Raw genomic sequence first — 15,569 nt, forward strand, 5'->3', positions numbered from 1 at the left:
ATGCCCCGAGCGAGAGCTTCTTCAACAGTCTGAAAAACGAGCGGGTGCATGGCCAGCGCTACGCCACGCACGAGCAAGCCAAAGACGATCTCTTTGACTACATCGAGATCTTTTACAATCGGAGCCGCCGACACTCCACGCTCGGCTATGTGTCCCCGGCCCAGTACCTCCGGGACTGGGAACACCCACGGGACATGGCGGCTTGACTCCCTTACCCTTGGAAGGCGAAAAACAAGGGGAACCTCAGCGGGCCTCGCCGCCGTTGGCATTGGCGCGGCCCGGCTTTGGAAACGCAAGCGAGATCGGCGTGCTTCCTCGCCAAGACATGAACGGCGTCGGGCCATCTCCGCAGGCATGGCGATCCTCTACGGATTGCTGATCGTGAACGTGCTGCTGCTGGCGTTCACTCTGAGGTCGAGTTAATACACCGCTGCATGGTCCGTCGCCTCGAGCGGCAGCGCAATCGGATCCCACCATCTCGCTTTTAAAGTACCCGCAGCGTGTATCTTCTGCACTCACTGGACGGCAAGGACGTGAATACAGTGAGCAGGGAAATCACCTTAATGCGCCATGGCCAGCCGAATCTGGCCATGTTCGGCAAGGTTTCGGCGCGCGATATGCAGCGCTGGATTGAGCAATATGATCTATCCGAAATCATTAACCAGCCCGACCCGGAAGCTAGCGTTGGGGCTAGCCGCCGCGCCCGCTCCACGCAGAAGGCCCTGCAGATCGTCGAAGGCGCCAGCCACTACGACTTGTATGACCAACCCGATGCTACGGGCAACCCGCTTGAGCAATTTGTGCCTTTTCTACAAGAAGCACCTCGGCATGTAAGCTAAAGATCGTCGTAGCCAGGCGAGGCACGCGCGCTGAGTGCGTCAAAGCCAATCAGCACGTCAATGACCGGTGTTTGGCCTGGATTGGCAGCAGCCGCCTTGAGCAGTTACTCGGATAGAATGCTGGGCGATTGATGATTCTTGCTCGGGGGAGCGGCGCCGATGGCATACAGCAGGGATTTTTTCGGGCTGCAGCTTGACTTCGCTCGAACCGTTGCAGCTCTTGTCGAAATGCCCGTCGACCGAGCGTTGCTCGATTACACGAACTTCTACATTCGGTTTGGGCTAGGTAGGGATTTTGACCCGTGTCATCCCGTTTGGCGTTTGTACGTCGATGGACTGACCCGTACATCGGATATTTGCGACTGGACCTATCGCTTCTATCTAGCGCAAGGTGAAGATTCGCGGATGTCTGCGACGGTCCCGGAAACCGGCTGTTTTTCATATGCGATGCAGGACGCGGAATGTGTGCGAATTCACTTCCGGAATGCGGAATCCGCCGCGGCATCTCCATTGAGCCGGGAGCGCCTGCCTGCACGGCTTGCTGAACTGCGGTCACTCTTCGGCGACGTCAAACGCAACAGGCGACAAGTGACACGCGTGGTGGGCACCTCGTGGCTCTATCACCTTCCTGCATATCAGCGGTGCTTTCCCGCAGCGTACGTCGCGAGCGCCAGGGTCGCGGAACCGCGGTATCGCCACGTATCGCTGTGGGGACAATTTCTCGATCGCTACGGCTCGCTCAGATTCGAGGTTGTGCAGGACTTCAAAAAACGGCTATCGAGACTGACGAACGTTCAAGACCTGGCACTCGCCTTCCCACTGCAGGCGCTCGCCGTCGAAGCCCCGATCGCGGCGTTCTACGCCTGCTACGGGATACCGCCCGATTGCTAGCTGCTGCGTCTTACATTCGAATACAGGGAGCGTCGGAAATGTTGATTGCCTTCGGAGGACTACCGGGTACCGGAAAGACAACGGTAGCGCAAGCACTTGCACGCAAGCTCGCCGCGGTATATCTGCGTATCGATACGTTGGAACAGGCGCTGATTGCGGCCGGGAGCGACAGGGCTGATATCGGACCTGCCGGCTATCTTGCTGCATATGCCGTTGCAAAAGATAATTTGCGCCTGGGGATGACCGTCGTCGCGGACTCGGTCAATTCGTTGCATGTGACGCGTAGCGCCTGGGCAAGCGTGGCGCTCGAAGCAGGTGTGCAAATCTTCGAGATTGAGCTGATTTGTTCTGATACAACGGCGCACCGTCTGAGGGTCGAGGAGCGACAGGCAGATATCCCAGGCCACAAGCTGCCCACATGGAAGAGCGTGCTTGAACGTCAATATGACACATGGGATTCGGACCATCTTGTAGTCGACACAGCTAACGTTTCCGTTGAGCAGACCGTTGAAACTATCACTCATCGTCTTTCGCTGGTGCCTCCGACGAGTCGATTGCCATAGCATTCGAGAAAATTCGTTTCTCTGGGGCATCCTTGGATAACACGACGGCCCCAACGACCACTTTGTAGCGGTGTATCTGTCCCTTGTGGGTCTACTACGGAATCTCGAAGCTGAGTCGGGGCGATCGAGGGCTAGCTGGCGACGGCTGGCCTCCTCACGGGCTACCGTGCAACTTGCCATTGGTCCTCCATCGATCAGTTGAGTCTGCTCGGAGCAGAACCCGTCCTCGAGCGCGTTGTGCGTGAGCGAAACAGGATGACTGGTGCTGGAGTAACCTCGGGGATCGACTTTGCTTTAAGCGTTCTCCATTCGCCAGACGGGGCAGGCGGGACTAGTTGCTCGCTTACGCTTCCCGAATCTCGCTCAGCACCTCGGCCTCGACTCCCGGGTTCTGTTCGCCATCCTTGGTAGCAATCAACTCCTTCGGCGCCAGCGGGATCAAGGGCAGGATCAGTGCGTACACCACGGTTGTCGCGATCACGCAATAGGTGAATCCGTGCGTTGGGCTGCTGTTATAGATCCATGAGCCCAGTAGATCGCCGGCACGCGCCGAGAGCGCGAGAACGCCATCCACCAGCATCATCAAGGTGCCTTGCAGGCCAGGCGGACAGGACCGCATCGCGAGATCGAGGTACGCTGCCGTGGCTACGCCGCCCATGAGCCCTATCGGTGCCGCCAATACAAGGGCGAGATTGGCAGAGTGAATGAATGCCAGCGGAATCATCTGCGGCACTGCGACGATCGTTCCCCACCACAGCAGCTTGTTCAGCGGTACTTTCTTGCACAGAAAGCCATACAGCAAGAATGTCGGGATGAACGCGGCGGCAAAGATCCCGCTGTAGTACGAGTAGACGGAATCCGACGCGTGCAGCGCATTGCTCAGATAGAACTGCAGCGGAGTGGCCGATCCTGGCGCAAAATTCCACAGGAAGCAGATGAGAACAGCCGGATAGACAGCCTTATGTTTCGCCAGCCGCCTGACATTCCCAACCAGATCTGCGCCTCTGGCTTGCGGCTGATCGTAGAGTTGGCCGAAGACGGAAACGGGCTTCCAGAGCCCCAGCACGGCAATCAATATCGTGACCGTCGCGACCAGGATGAAGGCTTCTTTCGCGGCGAGATGATCCGAGATGTACCCGGAAGCGAACGCGCCCGCAACGACAGGGACGGAGCTGACCACGTTGCATAGGGCGCTCAGGCGCCCGGACATGCGCTTCTCCTGGCCCACCAGTGCGATCAAGCCCTGATAGGCTGCGGCGACAAATCGGGACGACAGCATTGCCAGCAGCATCCCGATGACCAGTCGCGCGTATGAGAAACCTGAAAACGCTATCCAGATGAATGCCACCGCGGTCACCGGAGCGAAAATCAGGAAGAAGCCACGATCGCGCAATCCCAGCGGGTTCCATTGGTCGCGCGCGAGGCCAAAAACGAACGCGATGTACACGGGTATGCCCGTAACCAGCCGGAATGTGGAGATCTGCGTCGCCGTTGCATGCAACTGGTTCTTGAGTATGTACGATGTCTGTATATCAACCAGGAGACCGGCGGGCGTTGCCAGATAGATGAACAGGGTTAGCCAGCCGAAATACAGCAGGATTCTGTCGCTGCCTTCGGCACCATGACGAGCGGACGTGGCCGGCGTTTTCGTAGAGGCGCGTTTGAAGTTCTTGGACATGGGGGACCACGTACACGTCCTAGGAAAACCAATCGAAGGTGAGCCCGTGAATGTGCGGGCTGCGCCACCGGGCATGGTTAAAGAATACAGCGCCAGTGCGGGAAACGTGTAGGCAAAAATGGGACCCGATGTTCCGAGCCCTGCCGCATTCGCGCGGAGAATGCCGCCCGCGAGCGATGTGGAGCACTGCTCGCGGGCGGCGCGTTGGCCTGCCCAGCGTCCACCAGGTTCATCCGCAGGCGTCAGGCGCGTTGCGCGCCTGAGTGGTATCCGAAGGCTACGCCCGTAGCGCCGCTTTCATCATGGCGCCGCCGCGATCGAACAGGCATTGCGCAGCAGGCGCCACGCCGAGCAGGTGAATACAGGCATGCACCATGCCTGGCAGGCGAGTCTGTTGCACGATGACGCCGGCGTCGGCGAGCCGGCGGGCATAGGCCTCGCCTTCGTCGCGCAGTGGGTCGTACTCGCAGACCAGAATGGTGGCGGGCGGCAGGCCATCGAGCCGCTCTGCGCGCAGCGGCGACGCATATGGCGAGCCTTTGTCCGCCGGTCCGCGCAGGTAGGCCGACCAGCAGAACGCCATGACATCCCGCGTCAGGTAGTAGCCCTCGGCAAATTCGGCGTAGGAGTCCGAGTCCATCGCGCTGTCCAACGCGGGATATAACAGCAACTGATGTGCGATGGCGGGGCCATTGCGCTCGCGTGCCAGCAGGGCTGCGGCGGCTGCAAGGTTGCCGCCGGCGCTGTCGCCGCCTACCGCGATCCGCTTTGGATCGATGCCGAGTTCCGCGGCCTTGTCGAATGCCCACTCCACCGCGCGATACACGTCCTCCAGCGGCACAGGAAACTTGTGCTCGGGCGCGAGCCTGTAGTCCACCGACAGCACCACGCAGCCGGTGGCGTTGGCCAAGGCACGGCAGGGGTTGTCGTAAAGCGCCAGCGAGCAGAGAAACCAGCCTCCGCCGTGCGCGAACACGATGGCGGGCAGCGGCGCGTCAGCTTGCCGCGACGCCGTCGGCCAGTAGCCGCGAATCCTGATCTCGTGGCCGTCATCGGTTGTCACGCTGAACATCTTGATCGCGGCCACGTCCTGCAAGGGGCCGTGCAGCGCGGGCAAGTCGCGTTCGGTGGCGTGGCGCATTTCCGCTAGCGACGTCTCACCGCCGCTTGCTGGCAACGCGGCCAGGAAGCGAGCGATATCCACATCAACGGCCATGCGTATGCCCTCCCTGCTGCGCTTCCAGGAACGGCAGCAGTTCCGCCATGAATGCCTCTGGTGCCTCCTCCATGATGAAGTGGCCGCAGTCCGGGACCACCACGCCGCGCAGGTCGATGGCGTTGTCGCGCAGGGTCACCTGCGGCGCGTCGTTGGTCGCATGCTCCGCGCCGATGGCTAGCACCGGCATCGCCAGCTTGCGCTTTGCGCGTTCGCGGTTCTGCCGCACCGTTTCCGGAATCGCGCGGTAGTAGCCGAAACCGCCGCGCAGGCCGCCCGGCGCCGAATAGGCCGCGATGTAAGTGTCCACGGCCACGCGGTCGCGGCGATGGGACCACTGGTCGAACATGAAATTCAGGTAGGCGGCTTCGCGCCCGGCGATCAGCGTCTCGGGCAGATCGGCAACCTGGTTGAACATGAAGTGCCACAGGAACTTGTTCTCGGCAGGCGGGGCGAAGATGCTCGGCGCAGGCGCAAGTCCGGGGATCACGGCCTCGGTAAGCGCCAGCCGCGTGACGGCGTCGGGATGGTCGCTGGCCAGGGCGTAGGCCACCCACATGCCCACATCGTGGCCGACCACCTGATAGCGATCGTGGCCCAGCGCGGCCATCACGCGGTGCAATGTGTGGGCGGTGGCGCCGGTGTCGTAGCCCGTGGGCGGCCGGTCGGAGTGCCCTGTACCCGGCGGGTCGACGGCGACGGCGAGGAAGCCGCGTTGCGCGACTGCCGCCATCACATGGCGCCAGGCGAACCACGTCTGCGGCCAGCCGGGAATCAGCAGAACCGGCTGGCCGCTGCCTGCGGTAACGCAGTGCACGCGGTGGCCGTCGATGCGCACATAGGTGTGTGTGTGTTGGGCGTTGTCTTGCATGGGTGTCTTCATTGGATGCAATGGATGCGATGGGTGCGATGTTGGTGTCAGGCGATGCCGAGCATGCTGTCGATCTGGGCCTTGTTGACGGTGGCGCCAGCAAAGTCGTCGAAGATGCGCGACGTCACGCGGATGATGTGGCGGTTGATGAAATCCACGCCTTCGCGCGCGCCGTCTTCCTGGTCTTTCAGGCAGCACTCCCACTCAAGCGTGGCCCAGCCTTGGTAGTCGTATTGCGCGAGCTTGGAGAAGATCGACTTGAAATCGACCTGGCCATCGCCCAGCGAGCGGAAGCGTCCGGCGCGCTCGGTCCATGACGTATAGCCGCCATAGATGCCTTGCCGCCCGCTTGGGTTGAACTCGGCATCCTTGACGTGGAACATGCGGATGCGGTCGCGGTACAAGTCGATGTAGTCCAGGTAGTTCAGCTGTTGCAGCACGAAGTGACTGGGATCGAACAGGATGTGGCAGCGCGGATGGTCGCCAACCAGGCCGAGGAAGCGCTCGAAGGTGGCGCCGTCGTGCAGGTCTTCGCTGGGGTGAATCTCATAGCAAAGGTTGACGCCCTGCGCGTCGCAGGCATTGAGCACCGGCAACCAGCGTTTGGCGAGTTCTTCGAAGGCGGCTTCGATCAAGCCTTCCGGGCGCTGCGGGAAAGGGAACAGGTAAGGCCAGGCGAACGAGCCGGAGAAGGTGCCCATCTCGGTCAGGCCAAGCCGGCGCGACGCCTTGGCGGCAAGCTGGAGGCGCTCCAGCGCCCATGCGGAGCGCGCCTGCGGATTGCCGCGTAGCGCGGGCGGCGCGAAGTTGTCGCACATTGCATCGTAGGCGGGATGCACCGCCACCAGCTGCCCGAAGATATGCGTGGTCAGTTCGCTGATGACCAGGCCGTGCCCGGCCAGCATGCCTTTGACATCATCGCAGTAAGTCTGGCTTTGCGCCGCGGTCTTCACGTCGAACAGGCGCTCGTCCCACGCCGGAATCTGCAATGCCTTGAAGCCGATGTCGGCGGCCCATTTGGCGATGGCGGGCAGCGTGTTGAACGGCGCTTGCGTGTCGCTGAACTGGGCGAGGTGGAGACTTGGGCCTTTGATGGTTTGCATGGATTGAACCGTCTATTGTTTGTTGAGCGACAAAGAATAGATGGCAAGGATGAGGAAGTCAACCGTGTTCGGCGCCGCGACGGTAAAATGCACGCCGCAACAGCATTCACTCACGAGCAGAACATGGCCGGACGCCCCAGAGAATTTGATCGAGACCAAGCCCTGAATACGGCCATGACCGTGTTCTGGGAGCGAGGGTATGAAGGCGCTTCGATGTCGACGCTGGTCGAGGCGCTGGGCCTGGCTTCGGCGCGCATCTACGCGGCGTTCGGCAGCAAGGAAGCGTTGTTCCGGGAAGCGGTGGCGCTATACGAAGCAGGCGAAGGTGGTTTCGCGGATCGCGCCATGCAGGAAGAGGAGTCGGCCAGGCAGGCCATCGAACGCTTGCTCAACGACGCGGCGCGGACCTACACCAAACGCGGCCGTCCGCATGGCTGCCTGGTGGTGTCCGCGGCCAGCAGTTGCGCACTTGAGAACGAACCGGTGGCCGACTGGCTGGCGGAGCATCGCCGCCAGCGCACGCAGTCCATCGTTGACCGGCTGCATGCGGCGGTGCAAAGCGGTGAGCTGCGGCAGGACACCGACATCGCCGCGCTTGGCGATCTCTACGGCGCGCTGCTGCACGGCATCTCCGTGCAGGCCCGCGACGGCGTCAGCCGCGCCCGCTTGCAGGCGATGATCGCGCCCGCAATGCTGGCCCTGGATGCAGCCGCAGCCCCTGGCAAAGCCGACTCTCAAAGTTGATTCGGAAGAACCTGGTGCGACCCGGCGAATCCTCGGCTTGAGGCGCATGCGTCGACTGGCTAGCCAACAGTTTGTTTTCGATGGTGGCTGGGGTTTCAAGCGGCTGACGCAACACACCAGGGGCGACGGCCGTGCAGTGGTGCTCGCTGCACCATGTCCGGCACCGTACCGACTGCACGGCCCGTTCAGGTCACTATAATCAATGGGTCATGCGGCATCTCGCAGGGGCCTTCGCTTGTCTAGCTACTGCTGGGCTACGGATGGGCCGCCGATCAGCGGTAAGGCAGCCATGTGCGCTTTGCACTCGTCAGCCAGACAAGGTACCTATCGCAAGAGCGATATGCGGCAGGCGATCGGCCCGCCACGTGGGGGCGGTTGCCCGGCCAACCTGCGGGGGAGACCATGCAAAGAAGCATCGATCAGGTACGTGCCGCGATTCTTGCCGTGGTGATTTTACTGGTTGCCGCATGCGGCGGGGATGGAGGCGGAGGCGGCTCGAGTAGCAGCAGTGGCGCGTCCGGCCCAGCGGGCGGCATTGCTCTGCAAGTGGTCTCGTTTGGCGACAGCCTGTCTGATGTGGGGACCTTTGCGCCGATCGCTAGCGCGGTCGGCGGAGGGCGATTCACAACCAATCCTGGGCAAGTGTGGACTCAGGATGTGGCGCAATACTATGGCGATACGCTAAGCGCTGCGTTTACGATCGGCATCACGCATCAGTTGAGTGCCCACGGCGGCCTCGGCTATGCGCAGGGCGGCGCCACGGTGGCAACGCCGGCAAACCTGAACAATTTTCTGACTGACGTGATCGGCAATGTCGAAATGCCTGTCAACCAGCAGGTTTCGAGCTATCTATCCGCACACGGGAGCTTCAACGCCAATCAGGTGGTGCTGGTCTGGGGGGGCTCGAATGACGTGCTTCGCGCCGGGGCGCTGCCGGCCGCGGCGCCGACCGTGCAGACGGCGGCAACCACCCTGGCGCAAATTGTTGGACAGATCATCCAGAACGGCGCCACGCATGTCGTCGTGGTCAATGTCCCGAATGTCGGACTATCGCCCGAAGGCATTGCCTCTACCGACGGCGGGGCAAACCTGACCCAGCTATCGCAAATCTTCAACACTAGCTTGAACTCTGCCTTGCAGGCCGCTGGCCTGCAAGGCAAGGTCATCCAGGTCGATTCCTATACATGGGAGAACCAGATCATTGCGAACTTTCAGGCCAATGGCTTCGTCGTATCAAACACCGGCGCCGCCTGCGACCCTGCGAAAACGCCTCACGACACGGCCTTGCTATGCTCGCCGGCTACCTACGTGACGGCCAATGCCGATCAGACCTACATGTTCGCGGACAATCTTCATCCGACGACGCGTCTGCATACATTGTTCGCCCAGTTCGTGGAGCAGCAGATCGCCAAGAGCGGTCTTGGTCATTGAGCCTGGAAGAAAGGTGACTCGACAACAGAATCGTCGGGTTCTGGCAGGTTGGGTCGGATCTAGTCTTGCTTTCGCGTCGAGCAGCGGGTGATGGCTCAGGGCTCAGGGCTCAGGACTCAGGGCACGGTGCTGGAGGACGCAAGCAAGCCCGCTCTATCCAGACCTTTCGCGATGCGGGCCAGATCCTCCGGATGCCTGAATGGCATGCGAGCGATGCCGACGGCGAACGAGTAGGACGGGTTGATGGCGATGAGCTCGCCCCAGACGCTACGCGCTTCTTCAAGATAGCCAAGGTTGCCAAGTGCCGAGGCGAGATAAGCCCGGCTCATGTCGGTCTGAGGGACAAGGAGGATGCGCTCGCGCAGGATCGCTACGGCCGTTTCATAGTCGCCGGCAACGATATGGGCCACGCCGAGATGGTGCAGATAGCCATGGGTGAAGTAAGGATCGAGCCGCATGGCCCGTTCCAGGTCGTGGATCGCCTCCCGAGGGTGGCCCGAATAGATGTTCAGCGTTGCGCGCAGAGACAGCGCCGGGGCGAAGTTCGGGTTGAGCGAGAGCGCTTCGTCGGCTTCGCGAGCCCAGCGGCTGAAGTCTTTCCGGTACATCGCGACCAAGGCGGCCACGCCGTGCGCGAACGGTTCGCCCGGATCGCGCTCGATCGCTTTGTCGACCAGCGCCTGGGCAGCGTGGCCAGCAGCAGGATGCCCCTGCGCCCGAGCGCCACGCGCTCCCCCTTGCGCTGCAGCGTCCCGTTGTCGAGATTGAGTAAGAACGGCCCAAAGGTGAAACGCTGTCCTTGCATATGACCCCGCGCCGCAACAATGTTGGAAATCAATTTTGGAAACTTTGGAAACTATTCGGACATTATTCGGCAGCCCTTCAATACGCCGGCGCTTGCCGTCGCGATACTGCTACACGCTGCGGCCCTTTGGTCCACCTGGTCGCCGCGCAAAGACTATGGCAACACAGAAAGGAGGGGCAGGCGAAATGACAATCCTACCATCGGCCGCGCCGTCGGTTGCGAGAGCCAGACGGCCATCGTGCTCGTGCATGGCGGCTTCGTGGACGGCTCCGGCTGGGAGGGCGTCTACACGGTCCTGAAATGGCCGACTCCCAGATTCCGTGGGGCCCCGACGCACTGAATGGCGCTGCCACCGCTCCCGCCTGGAAGACAAAGCCGAGCTGGTACCTCGTCACCAAGGACGACAAGATGATTCCGCCGGAGGCCCAGCGCGCGATGTCCAGGCGCGCCGGCGCCACGGTGGTTGAAACCCGGGGCAGCCATGCCGTGTACGAGTCGAAGCCTGCTGCTGTCGCGGCCCTTATCGAGCAGGCCGCCACTGCGAGAAACTAAGCACGGCGCAAAGCGCATGACGCCCTTCGAGCCGAGCCTTGAAGGGCGATTTGCCGAGTGCCCTCAGGCCAGCCGCTCGAGCTGCCGACCGGCTTCGTCGAGCCAGGCCTGCTGCCGTCCGGCAATTTCCGCAAATTCTGAACTGGCCAGCGGGTGCTCGGCGAGGCGCCGCCAGTATGCGCGGGCCAACGGCAGCATTTCGTGCCATACCCTGGCCGGCGGCTGAGTGGGCAGTGTGAATGTGGGCAGGCTGTCGCGCATTGTGCCGCTGCGGTCGGGGGCCAGGGCCATGGGCAGCATGTCATAAGCAGGAGCCTGCGACAGGGGCATGGTGCCTTCATGCAGAAAGGCAAGGTTGCCGTTGTGCATATCACTGTTGCCGATAAGGCGGCCGAAGGCATATAGCCGGCAGACATCCTGATGCGCTGGCGTCGTAATGCGGCCCTGCTTGAGTAGTGCTTCGGTGAGTTCCGGCCAGGTCGCGCGAGCTCGCCCGACGAATTCCGCGTCCAAGGTGGCCAGTGACACCACGCCACGCCGACCACCCTGCTCGGTGCGGTCGAAGCGCGATAGCTGCAGGAAACGCTGGCCGCTAACATCCAGCACTTCGCTATTTGCAGCGGATAGGCCGTGATTGGCCAACTGTTGCAGGGCGAGATGCTCCGCCAGCAGCAAGTCGCGCCAACGCTGACTAATCGCGTTGTCCTGCGCGGCACTAAACTTGACGAGGACTGCATGCCCATTCACGTGCACGGCGAATTTGGGTTGCTCCCCGCCGGCACTTGAGCCTACCAATTCGCCCGCCATTGATTGAGCGGCAAGGCGCGGGTAGTGCTGTGCGCGGTCACTCGTGGCGATGCTGTCCGGCTGGTGTGCCAGCCAGGCGGAGCGGCTTGCGTCACCCAGCAGCAGATTGCCGGGCACATCATGCTCTCCCGCCGCCAGCGCGGTCAGCACATGGTCGTCGCTCCAATTCAGCAGGTCATCTGGCAAACCTAGCGCAGCGGCACGGTGGCGCACCCAGTGCCGCCCGATAAAGCCTTGCGGGCGCATGTCCTGTAGCCACCATGGCAAGCCTTCCAGCAAGCAGTCGTCTTGGCCACTTTGGCGTAGGACAAAGCCTGGATGGACCGGCAGCAACTCGCCCCACTGTTCAATCCGACCTGCAGCCGTAACACGGTACAGGGCAAATTGCGTCCGCCCAGCCACAATCCGGCATGCCAGATACCGCACAGCCCGTGCGCTGCCAACACGAGCAATGCGGTCGCCAGCTTCTGCGATACGGCGGGACAGCGTGGGCTGGCTGATCTTCAGCCGCAGGCACAAGCTGGCAGCGTTGGCGGGTCCTTCGCTAAGGACTTCCAGCAGGGCGGACGGTTGGGTGGGCATGAATAGATATTGAATTGATCTTCACTTCAATAATTCATTATATATCAATGGGTTGGAAGTTTTTTTCTTACTTGGCGCAATGCCTTGCGAATAGATACAGGTGGGTAGCGACAGGCGGACGCGAACAACGAGGAAGAGGAGAGCCCTCTCGATAGGGGCTGATCGATAGCGGTGGAGCGCGTGTGCGCCGTTTGAGGCTCGCGCGTTTCTTGTCCGTGTCCGTGCTACGCGGACAAGCGGAGAGAATCGCACAAAGTGGCGTTTGGTAAGCAGAAAGTCGACGGTCCCAGGAACGCCGCTCCACCATCACTCTTGCTCAGGTGCGGCGCGCGCCAACGATGACTTCGGCCCCTTCGGCTGCTAAACGTAGCGCGGCGGCGCGACCGATGCCGGAACAGGGGGTGGCGGCAGCGCTGAAGATGGCTGTTGTTTCCGAAACGCCTCCGTCACGCGCCTGGCGGCAAACAGTGGCAGGTAGTCGTGAATCTTGGCGCCGGCCTGAAGCTCGTGCCAGGCGGCGAAATACGCGCGCTCCACTTCCTCCACCGGGACTTTCAGGGCTTCGGATATCCTGGCGATCATTGAGGACTGTGATTCGGTTTTCATATTGCCTGCCACCCGGCAGGAGGATGCAGTGCATGATGCGGCGCTGTGCTGGCGCGTGTCGCCTGTCGCTTGAGTGCGAAAGGGCGAAAGGGCTTGCTCAGGCACTTGCCTGACAATCGTGGGGCGCGTTCTTAAGTATAGGAATGCAGCGTCGTAATACACGCCATCGTGTTGCCATATTTGTCCTGCACAATGCAGGCTATACCGACTCAGGTGGATAAGTTCTGAATGCCAATACCCACGACTGCCCCAGGCCTGGATCGTCGTAGTGAGTCGGTTGGCCTCTCCCTCGCTTGGTTGTCTCACCGTGCGTCCAAGAATGCCGGGGATGTTGGGGAAGGGGTGTGTTTTGCTTGTTTGTTAGCGGGGTGTGGAGCCATCAGGTTGATGGCTCTTTTTGTTTTTGGTGCCACGGCGCGGCGATTGGCCATGCTGCTGGTGCTTTGCATGGCGCCGAGTGCCTGGGCCGATGCGGACGTCGGGCTTCTTGCGTTGTTTGCCAAGGACGGGCTGTGGCGTAACGTGCAGGCGCGCTGCCTGGCACCCGGCGCGCCGCGTCACCCCGATTGCGTGGTGGTGGATCGTGAAAAAGGCCTGGTGCTCTACAAGGATGCTATCGGCCGCTCGCATTTTCTCGTCATTCCGGATCATCGCGTGACTGGTGTGGAGGAACGTGGTGTCTGGGAGGACGGCGGGGCGAACCCGTGGGCATTCGGCTGGGACGCCAGGCGGTTTGTCGGGCAGGCACGCGGGCGGCCGTTGCCCGATGGCATCCTGGGCCTGGCGATCAATGCAAAGGCAGCGCGCAGCCAGGAGCAGATGCATATCCACCTGGACTGCATCAGCCGGGATGCCAGGGACTTTGTCGCCGGCGCAAGTGCGCGTATCGGGACCACCTGGACGGCGCTGCGGTTCATGGGCAAGCCGGTGCAGGCGGTGTTCGTGCCTTCGCCGGGGGGAGCGATGTCCGTCAATCCATTCCTGCTCATCAAGCATCGGCTTGGCGAGGCGGCGTCAGTCGTGCCGGACCGGGGCGTGTTTGTCACCTATGTGGCGGATGCCGCGGGCACGGGCGGCTTTGTCATCGTGGACCAGCCGGTCGATCGTGAGGCTGGCAGCAACGGCCACGCCAGCGATTTCCTGGATCGCCAGTGCAAGCTGGCGCAGGAGGGTGCGCAAGAGGACGCGCCAGCGGCGCTTGAGTAACCTCGGCTTCGAGGCTGCCAAACCGGGGTTGCGCTCGCGCAAGCCGTTGCTAGAATGAATGTCCCCGTTCAGCATGCAGGAGTGCAGCCATGGCAACGTATCAGCGCGGCGATTTGTTCCTCGTCACTTCAGTCGAGGAATTGCCCTGGGGGCGTTACAGAGGGTTTGTGACCATGATGGAGGGCACGCAGACGCAAGCGTCATCACGCCACACTTGCCCCATGTGCAGGGACAATCCGCTCCAGGCCCATGAAGACGCCGATGCCGATGTCGAGTACGCATACAGGCACTATCTCTCGGACCATATCGACTGGAGCGCCCACGCCGGCGATACGGAGCACTGAGCGGAAACCGGGAAACCGCTGCAGCGCAGGGCTTCCCGAACTCACTGCTCGCACTCACTTCAGGTTGTCCACCCAGTAGGCTTCGATCTGCTTGACCAGCACAGGCGGTAGCGCCACGTAGTGTTCTGCCGCGGCATCGGCCTGTCCGTCATTCAGTGCCCAACGGAAGAACGCGAGCGCGGCTTTGGCGCTGGCGGGATCCTTCGGGGCCCTTGGCATGATCACGAACACGGCGCCGGTAATTGGCCACGCCTGCATGCCGGGCGCGTCCGTGATGACCTGATAAAAGTCGGGGTGCTGGTTCCAGTCCGCGGATGCTACCGCTGCGCTGAAGCTCTCCCGCGCGGGCTCGATGAACGCACCGTCCCGGTTTCGCACCGCCGTGTAGGGCAGCTTGCGTTGCAGTGCGTAAGTCAGCTCGACATAGCCGATCGCCCCTTTGACATTCTTGATGTAGGTGGCCACGCCCTCGTTGCCGTTGGCGCCGACACCTGCCGGCCATTTGACAGTGGTGCCCGAGCCCACGCTGCCTTTCCATTCGTCGCTGACCTTGGACAGGTAATCGGCCCAGTTGAAGGTTGTGCCGGAGCTGTCGCTGCGATGCACGACCAGGATCTTTTGATTGGGGAAGTGGATGCCGGGGTTGATCGCGCCGATGGCGGGATCATCCCAGTTGGCGATCTTGCCCAGGTAGATATCAGCCAGCAGTTGGCCGGTAAAGCGGATCTGGCCCGGGGCCACGCCATCCAGGTTGACAATCGGCACCACGCCACCGACAACCACCGGAAACTGGACCAGTCCGGCTGCGCGCAATTCATCTGGCTTGAGCGGCATGTCGGAGGCGCCGAACGTGACATTGGCCGCCTTGATCTGCCGGATGCCGTTGCCCGAGCCGGTGGGCTGGTAGTTCACCTGCTGGCCGGTCTTGGCGTAGTAGGTGGCCGCCCATTTCACCATCAGCGGATAGACGAAGGTGGAGCCAGCGCCGGTGATATCGCCCGCGTGCGCGGACAGCGCGCAGCTGGCGAACAGGCTGGCGAGCAGACTGGTGAGCGTGGCGCTGCGCTTCACATTTTGCCAAAAGAGGGTCGGAGTCATTTTGCAATCTCCCAGGCATGTCAGTGAACGGCGCACTTGGTGCAGGTACGCCCGTATTGGACGTATTGGACGTACTGCATGTAACGCTTCAACGGCGCGGTCCGCCGGGGAGGTCACATACTTATCCTAGCACTCGCTGCCTTGTTACCGGCAAGGCGTTTTGCAAGCCCGACGAGGAGGCGCAACGGTGCGTCATCGCGTTGTCATGATGTTGTCGCTGAGTTGTCATGATG

General features: G+C 61.9%; 18 protein-coding genes. 10 read left to right on the forward strand and 8 right to left on the reverse strand.

Annotated elements, in window-relative coordinates; all coding sequences use genetic code 11:
* From A9975_RS06295 to A9975_RS38495, 5 genes are all read left to right on the forward strand, one after another.
* The coding region (locus A9975_RS06295) for an IS3 family transposase (RefSeq protein WP_183031472.1) at window positions 1-206 on the forward strand (206 nt) is incomplete at its 5' end.
* A gap of 294 nt (window positions 207-500) precedes the next feature.
* Window positions 501-839, forward strand: coding sequence for a hypothetical protein (locus A9975_RS37750; protein ID WP_220810648.1), 339 nt, complete (start codon window positions 501-503; stop codon window positions 837-839).
* Between the two features lie 159 nt (window positions 840-998).
* A complete protein-coding gene (locus tag A9975_RS06305) occupies window positions 999-1,730 on the forward strand; it encodes a hypothetical protein (protein WP_183031888.1) in 732 nt (243 codons plus the stop codon).
* 38 nt (window positions 1,731-1,768) lie between these two features.
* Entirely contained in the window at window positions 1,769-2,293 is a 525-nt protein-coding gene (locus tag A9975_RS06310) for an AAA family ATPase (RefSeq protein ID WP_183031889.1), read from the forward strand.
* Between the two features lie 135 nt (window positions 2,294-2,428).
* The gene (locus tag A9975_RS38495; protein WP_370564038.1) at window positions 2,429-2,704 is read left to right on the forward strand and encodes a DJ-1/PfpI family protein; all 276 of its coding nucleotides are present in this window, start codon (window positions 2,429-2,431) and stop codon (window positions 2,702-2,704) included.
* Here A9975_RS38495 and A9975_RS06320 read toward each other — a convergent pair.
* From A9975_RS06320 to A9975_RS06335, 4 genes are all read right to left on the reverse strand, one after another.
* On the reverse strand, window positions 2,637-3,971 hold the full coding sequence (locus A9975_RS06320; RefSeq protein ID WP_183031890.1) for an MFS transporter: 1,335 nt from the start codon (window positions 3,969-3,971) through the stop codon (window positions 2,637-2,639). The genes A9975_RS38495 and A9975_RS06320 overlap by 68 nt on opposite strands.
* 277 nt (window positions 3,972-4,248) lie before the next feature.
* Window positions 4,249-5,187 (reverse strand): alpha/beta hydrolase, encoded by a 939-nt coding sequence (locus A9975_RS06325; protein WP_183031891.1) that lies wholly within the window; start codon window positions 5,185-5,187, stop codon window positions 4,249-4,251.
* A complete protein-coding gene (locus A9975_RS06330; protein WP_255503091.1) occupies window positions 5,177-6,058 on the reverse strand; it encodes an alpha/beta fold hydrolase in 882 nt (293 codons plus the stop codon). The genes A9975_RS06325 and A9975_RS06330 overlap by 11 nt, the downstream gene beginning before the upstream one ends.
* 47 nt (window positions 6,059-6,105) lie before the next feature.
* Window positions 6,106-7,161, reverse strand: coding sequence for a sugar phosphate isomerase/epimerase (locus tag A9975_RS06335; protein WP_183031893.1), 1,056 nt, complete (start codon window positions 7,159-7,161; stop codon window positions 6,106-6,108).
* Between the two features lie 174 nt (window positions 7,162-7,335).
* Between A9975_RS06335 and A9975_RS06340 the strand changes: the two genes are divergently transcribed.
* Together A9975_RS06340 and A9975_RS06345 are read left to right on the forward strand one after the other, a co-directional pair.
* Complete coding sequence (locus tag A9975_RS06340; protein WP_255503092.1) at window positions 7,336-7,905, forward strand: TetR/AcrR family transcriptional regulator; 570 nt, start codon at window positions 7,336-7,338, stop codon at window positions 7,903-7,905.
* Window positions 7,906-8,307: 402 nt separating this feature from the next.
* On the forward strand, window positions 8,308-9,336 hold the full coding sequence (locus tag A9975_RS06345) for an SGNH/GDSL hydrolase family protein (RefSeq protein ID WP_183031894.1): 1,029 nt from the start codon (window positions 8,308-8,310) through the stop codon (window positions 9,334-9,336).
* A 116-nt stretch (window positions 9,337-9,452) separates the two neighbouring features.
* Here the strand turns inward: A9975_RS06345 and A9975_RS06350 are convergent, their stop codons facing one another.
* A complete protein-coding gene (locus A9975_RS06350) occupies window positions 9,453-9,962 on the reverse strand; it encodes a M48 family metallopeptidase (protein ID WP_183031895.1) in 510 nt (169 codons plus the stop codon).
* A 395-nt stretch (window positions 9,963-10,357) separates the two neighbouring features.
* Between A9975_RS06350 and A9975_RS06355 the strand changes: the two genes are divergently transcribed.
* Window positions 10,358-10,693: an alpha/beta fold hydrolase gene (locus tag A9975_RS06355; RefSeq protein WP_183031896.1), complete on the forward strand. Its 336-nt coding sequence runs from the start codon at window positions 10,358-10,360 to the stop codon at window positions 10,691-10,693.
* A gap of 63 nt (window positions 10,694-10,756) precedes the next feature.
* On the opposite strand, the gene yjjJ is transcribed toward A9975_RS06355, so the two are convergent.
* Together yjjJ and A9975_RS06365 are read right to left on the reverse strand one after the other, a co-directional pair.
* Window positions 10,757-12,082, reverse strand: a complete 1,326-nt coding sequence (yjjJ, locus tag A9975_RS06360; RefSeq protein WP_183031897.1) for a type II toxin-antitoxin system HipA family toxin YjjJ — start codon at window positions 12,080-12,082, stop codon at window positions 10,757-10,759.
* Window positions 12,083-12,442: 360 nt separating this feature from the next.
* Window positions 12,443-12,664 carry a DUF3562 domain-containing protein gene (locus A9975_RS06365; RefSeq protein WP_183031898.1) on the reverse strand — a complete coding sequence of 74 codons (222 nt, stop codon included), beginning with the start codon at window positions 12,662-12,664 and terminating at the stop codon, window positions 12,443-12,445.
* Window positions 12,665-13,117: 453 nt separating this feature from the next.
* Between A9975_RS06365 and A9975_RS06370 the strand changes: the two genes are divergently transcribed.
* Both A9975_RS06370 and A9975_RS06375 read left to right on the forward strand, forming a co-directional pair.
* Window positions 13,118-13,894, forward strand: a complete 777-nt coding sequence (locus tag A9975_RS06370) for a CDP-diacylglycerol diphosphatase (RefSeq protein WP_183031899.1) — start codon at window positions 13,118-13,120, stop codon at window positions 13,892-13,894.
* Window positions 13,895-13,983: 89 nt separating this feature from the next.
* On the forward strand, window positions 13,984-14,238 hold the full coding sequence (locus A9975_RS06375) for a hypothetical protein (RefSeq protein ID WP_183031900.1): 255 nt from the start codon (window positions 13,984-13,986) through the stop codon (window positions 14,236-14,238).
* Window positions 14,239-14,292: 54 nt separating this feature from the next.
* Here the strand turns inward: A9975_RS06375 and pstS are convergent, their stop codons facing one another.
* Complete coding sequence (gene pstS / locus A9975_RS06380) at window positions 14,293-15,336, reverse strand: phosphate ABC transporter substrate-binding protein PstS (protein ID WP_183031901.1); 1,044 nt, start codon at window positions 15,334-15,336, stop codon at window positions 14,293-14,295.
* Window positions 15,337-15,569: the final 233 nt, after the last annotated feature.

It is taken from the genome of Cupriavidus sp. UME77, from assembly GCF_014170355.1.
GTDB lineage: Bacteria > Pseudomonadota > Gammaproteobacteria > Burkholderiales > Burkholderiaceae > Cupriavidus > Cupriavidus basilensis.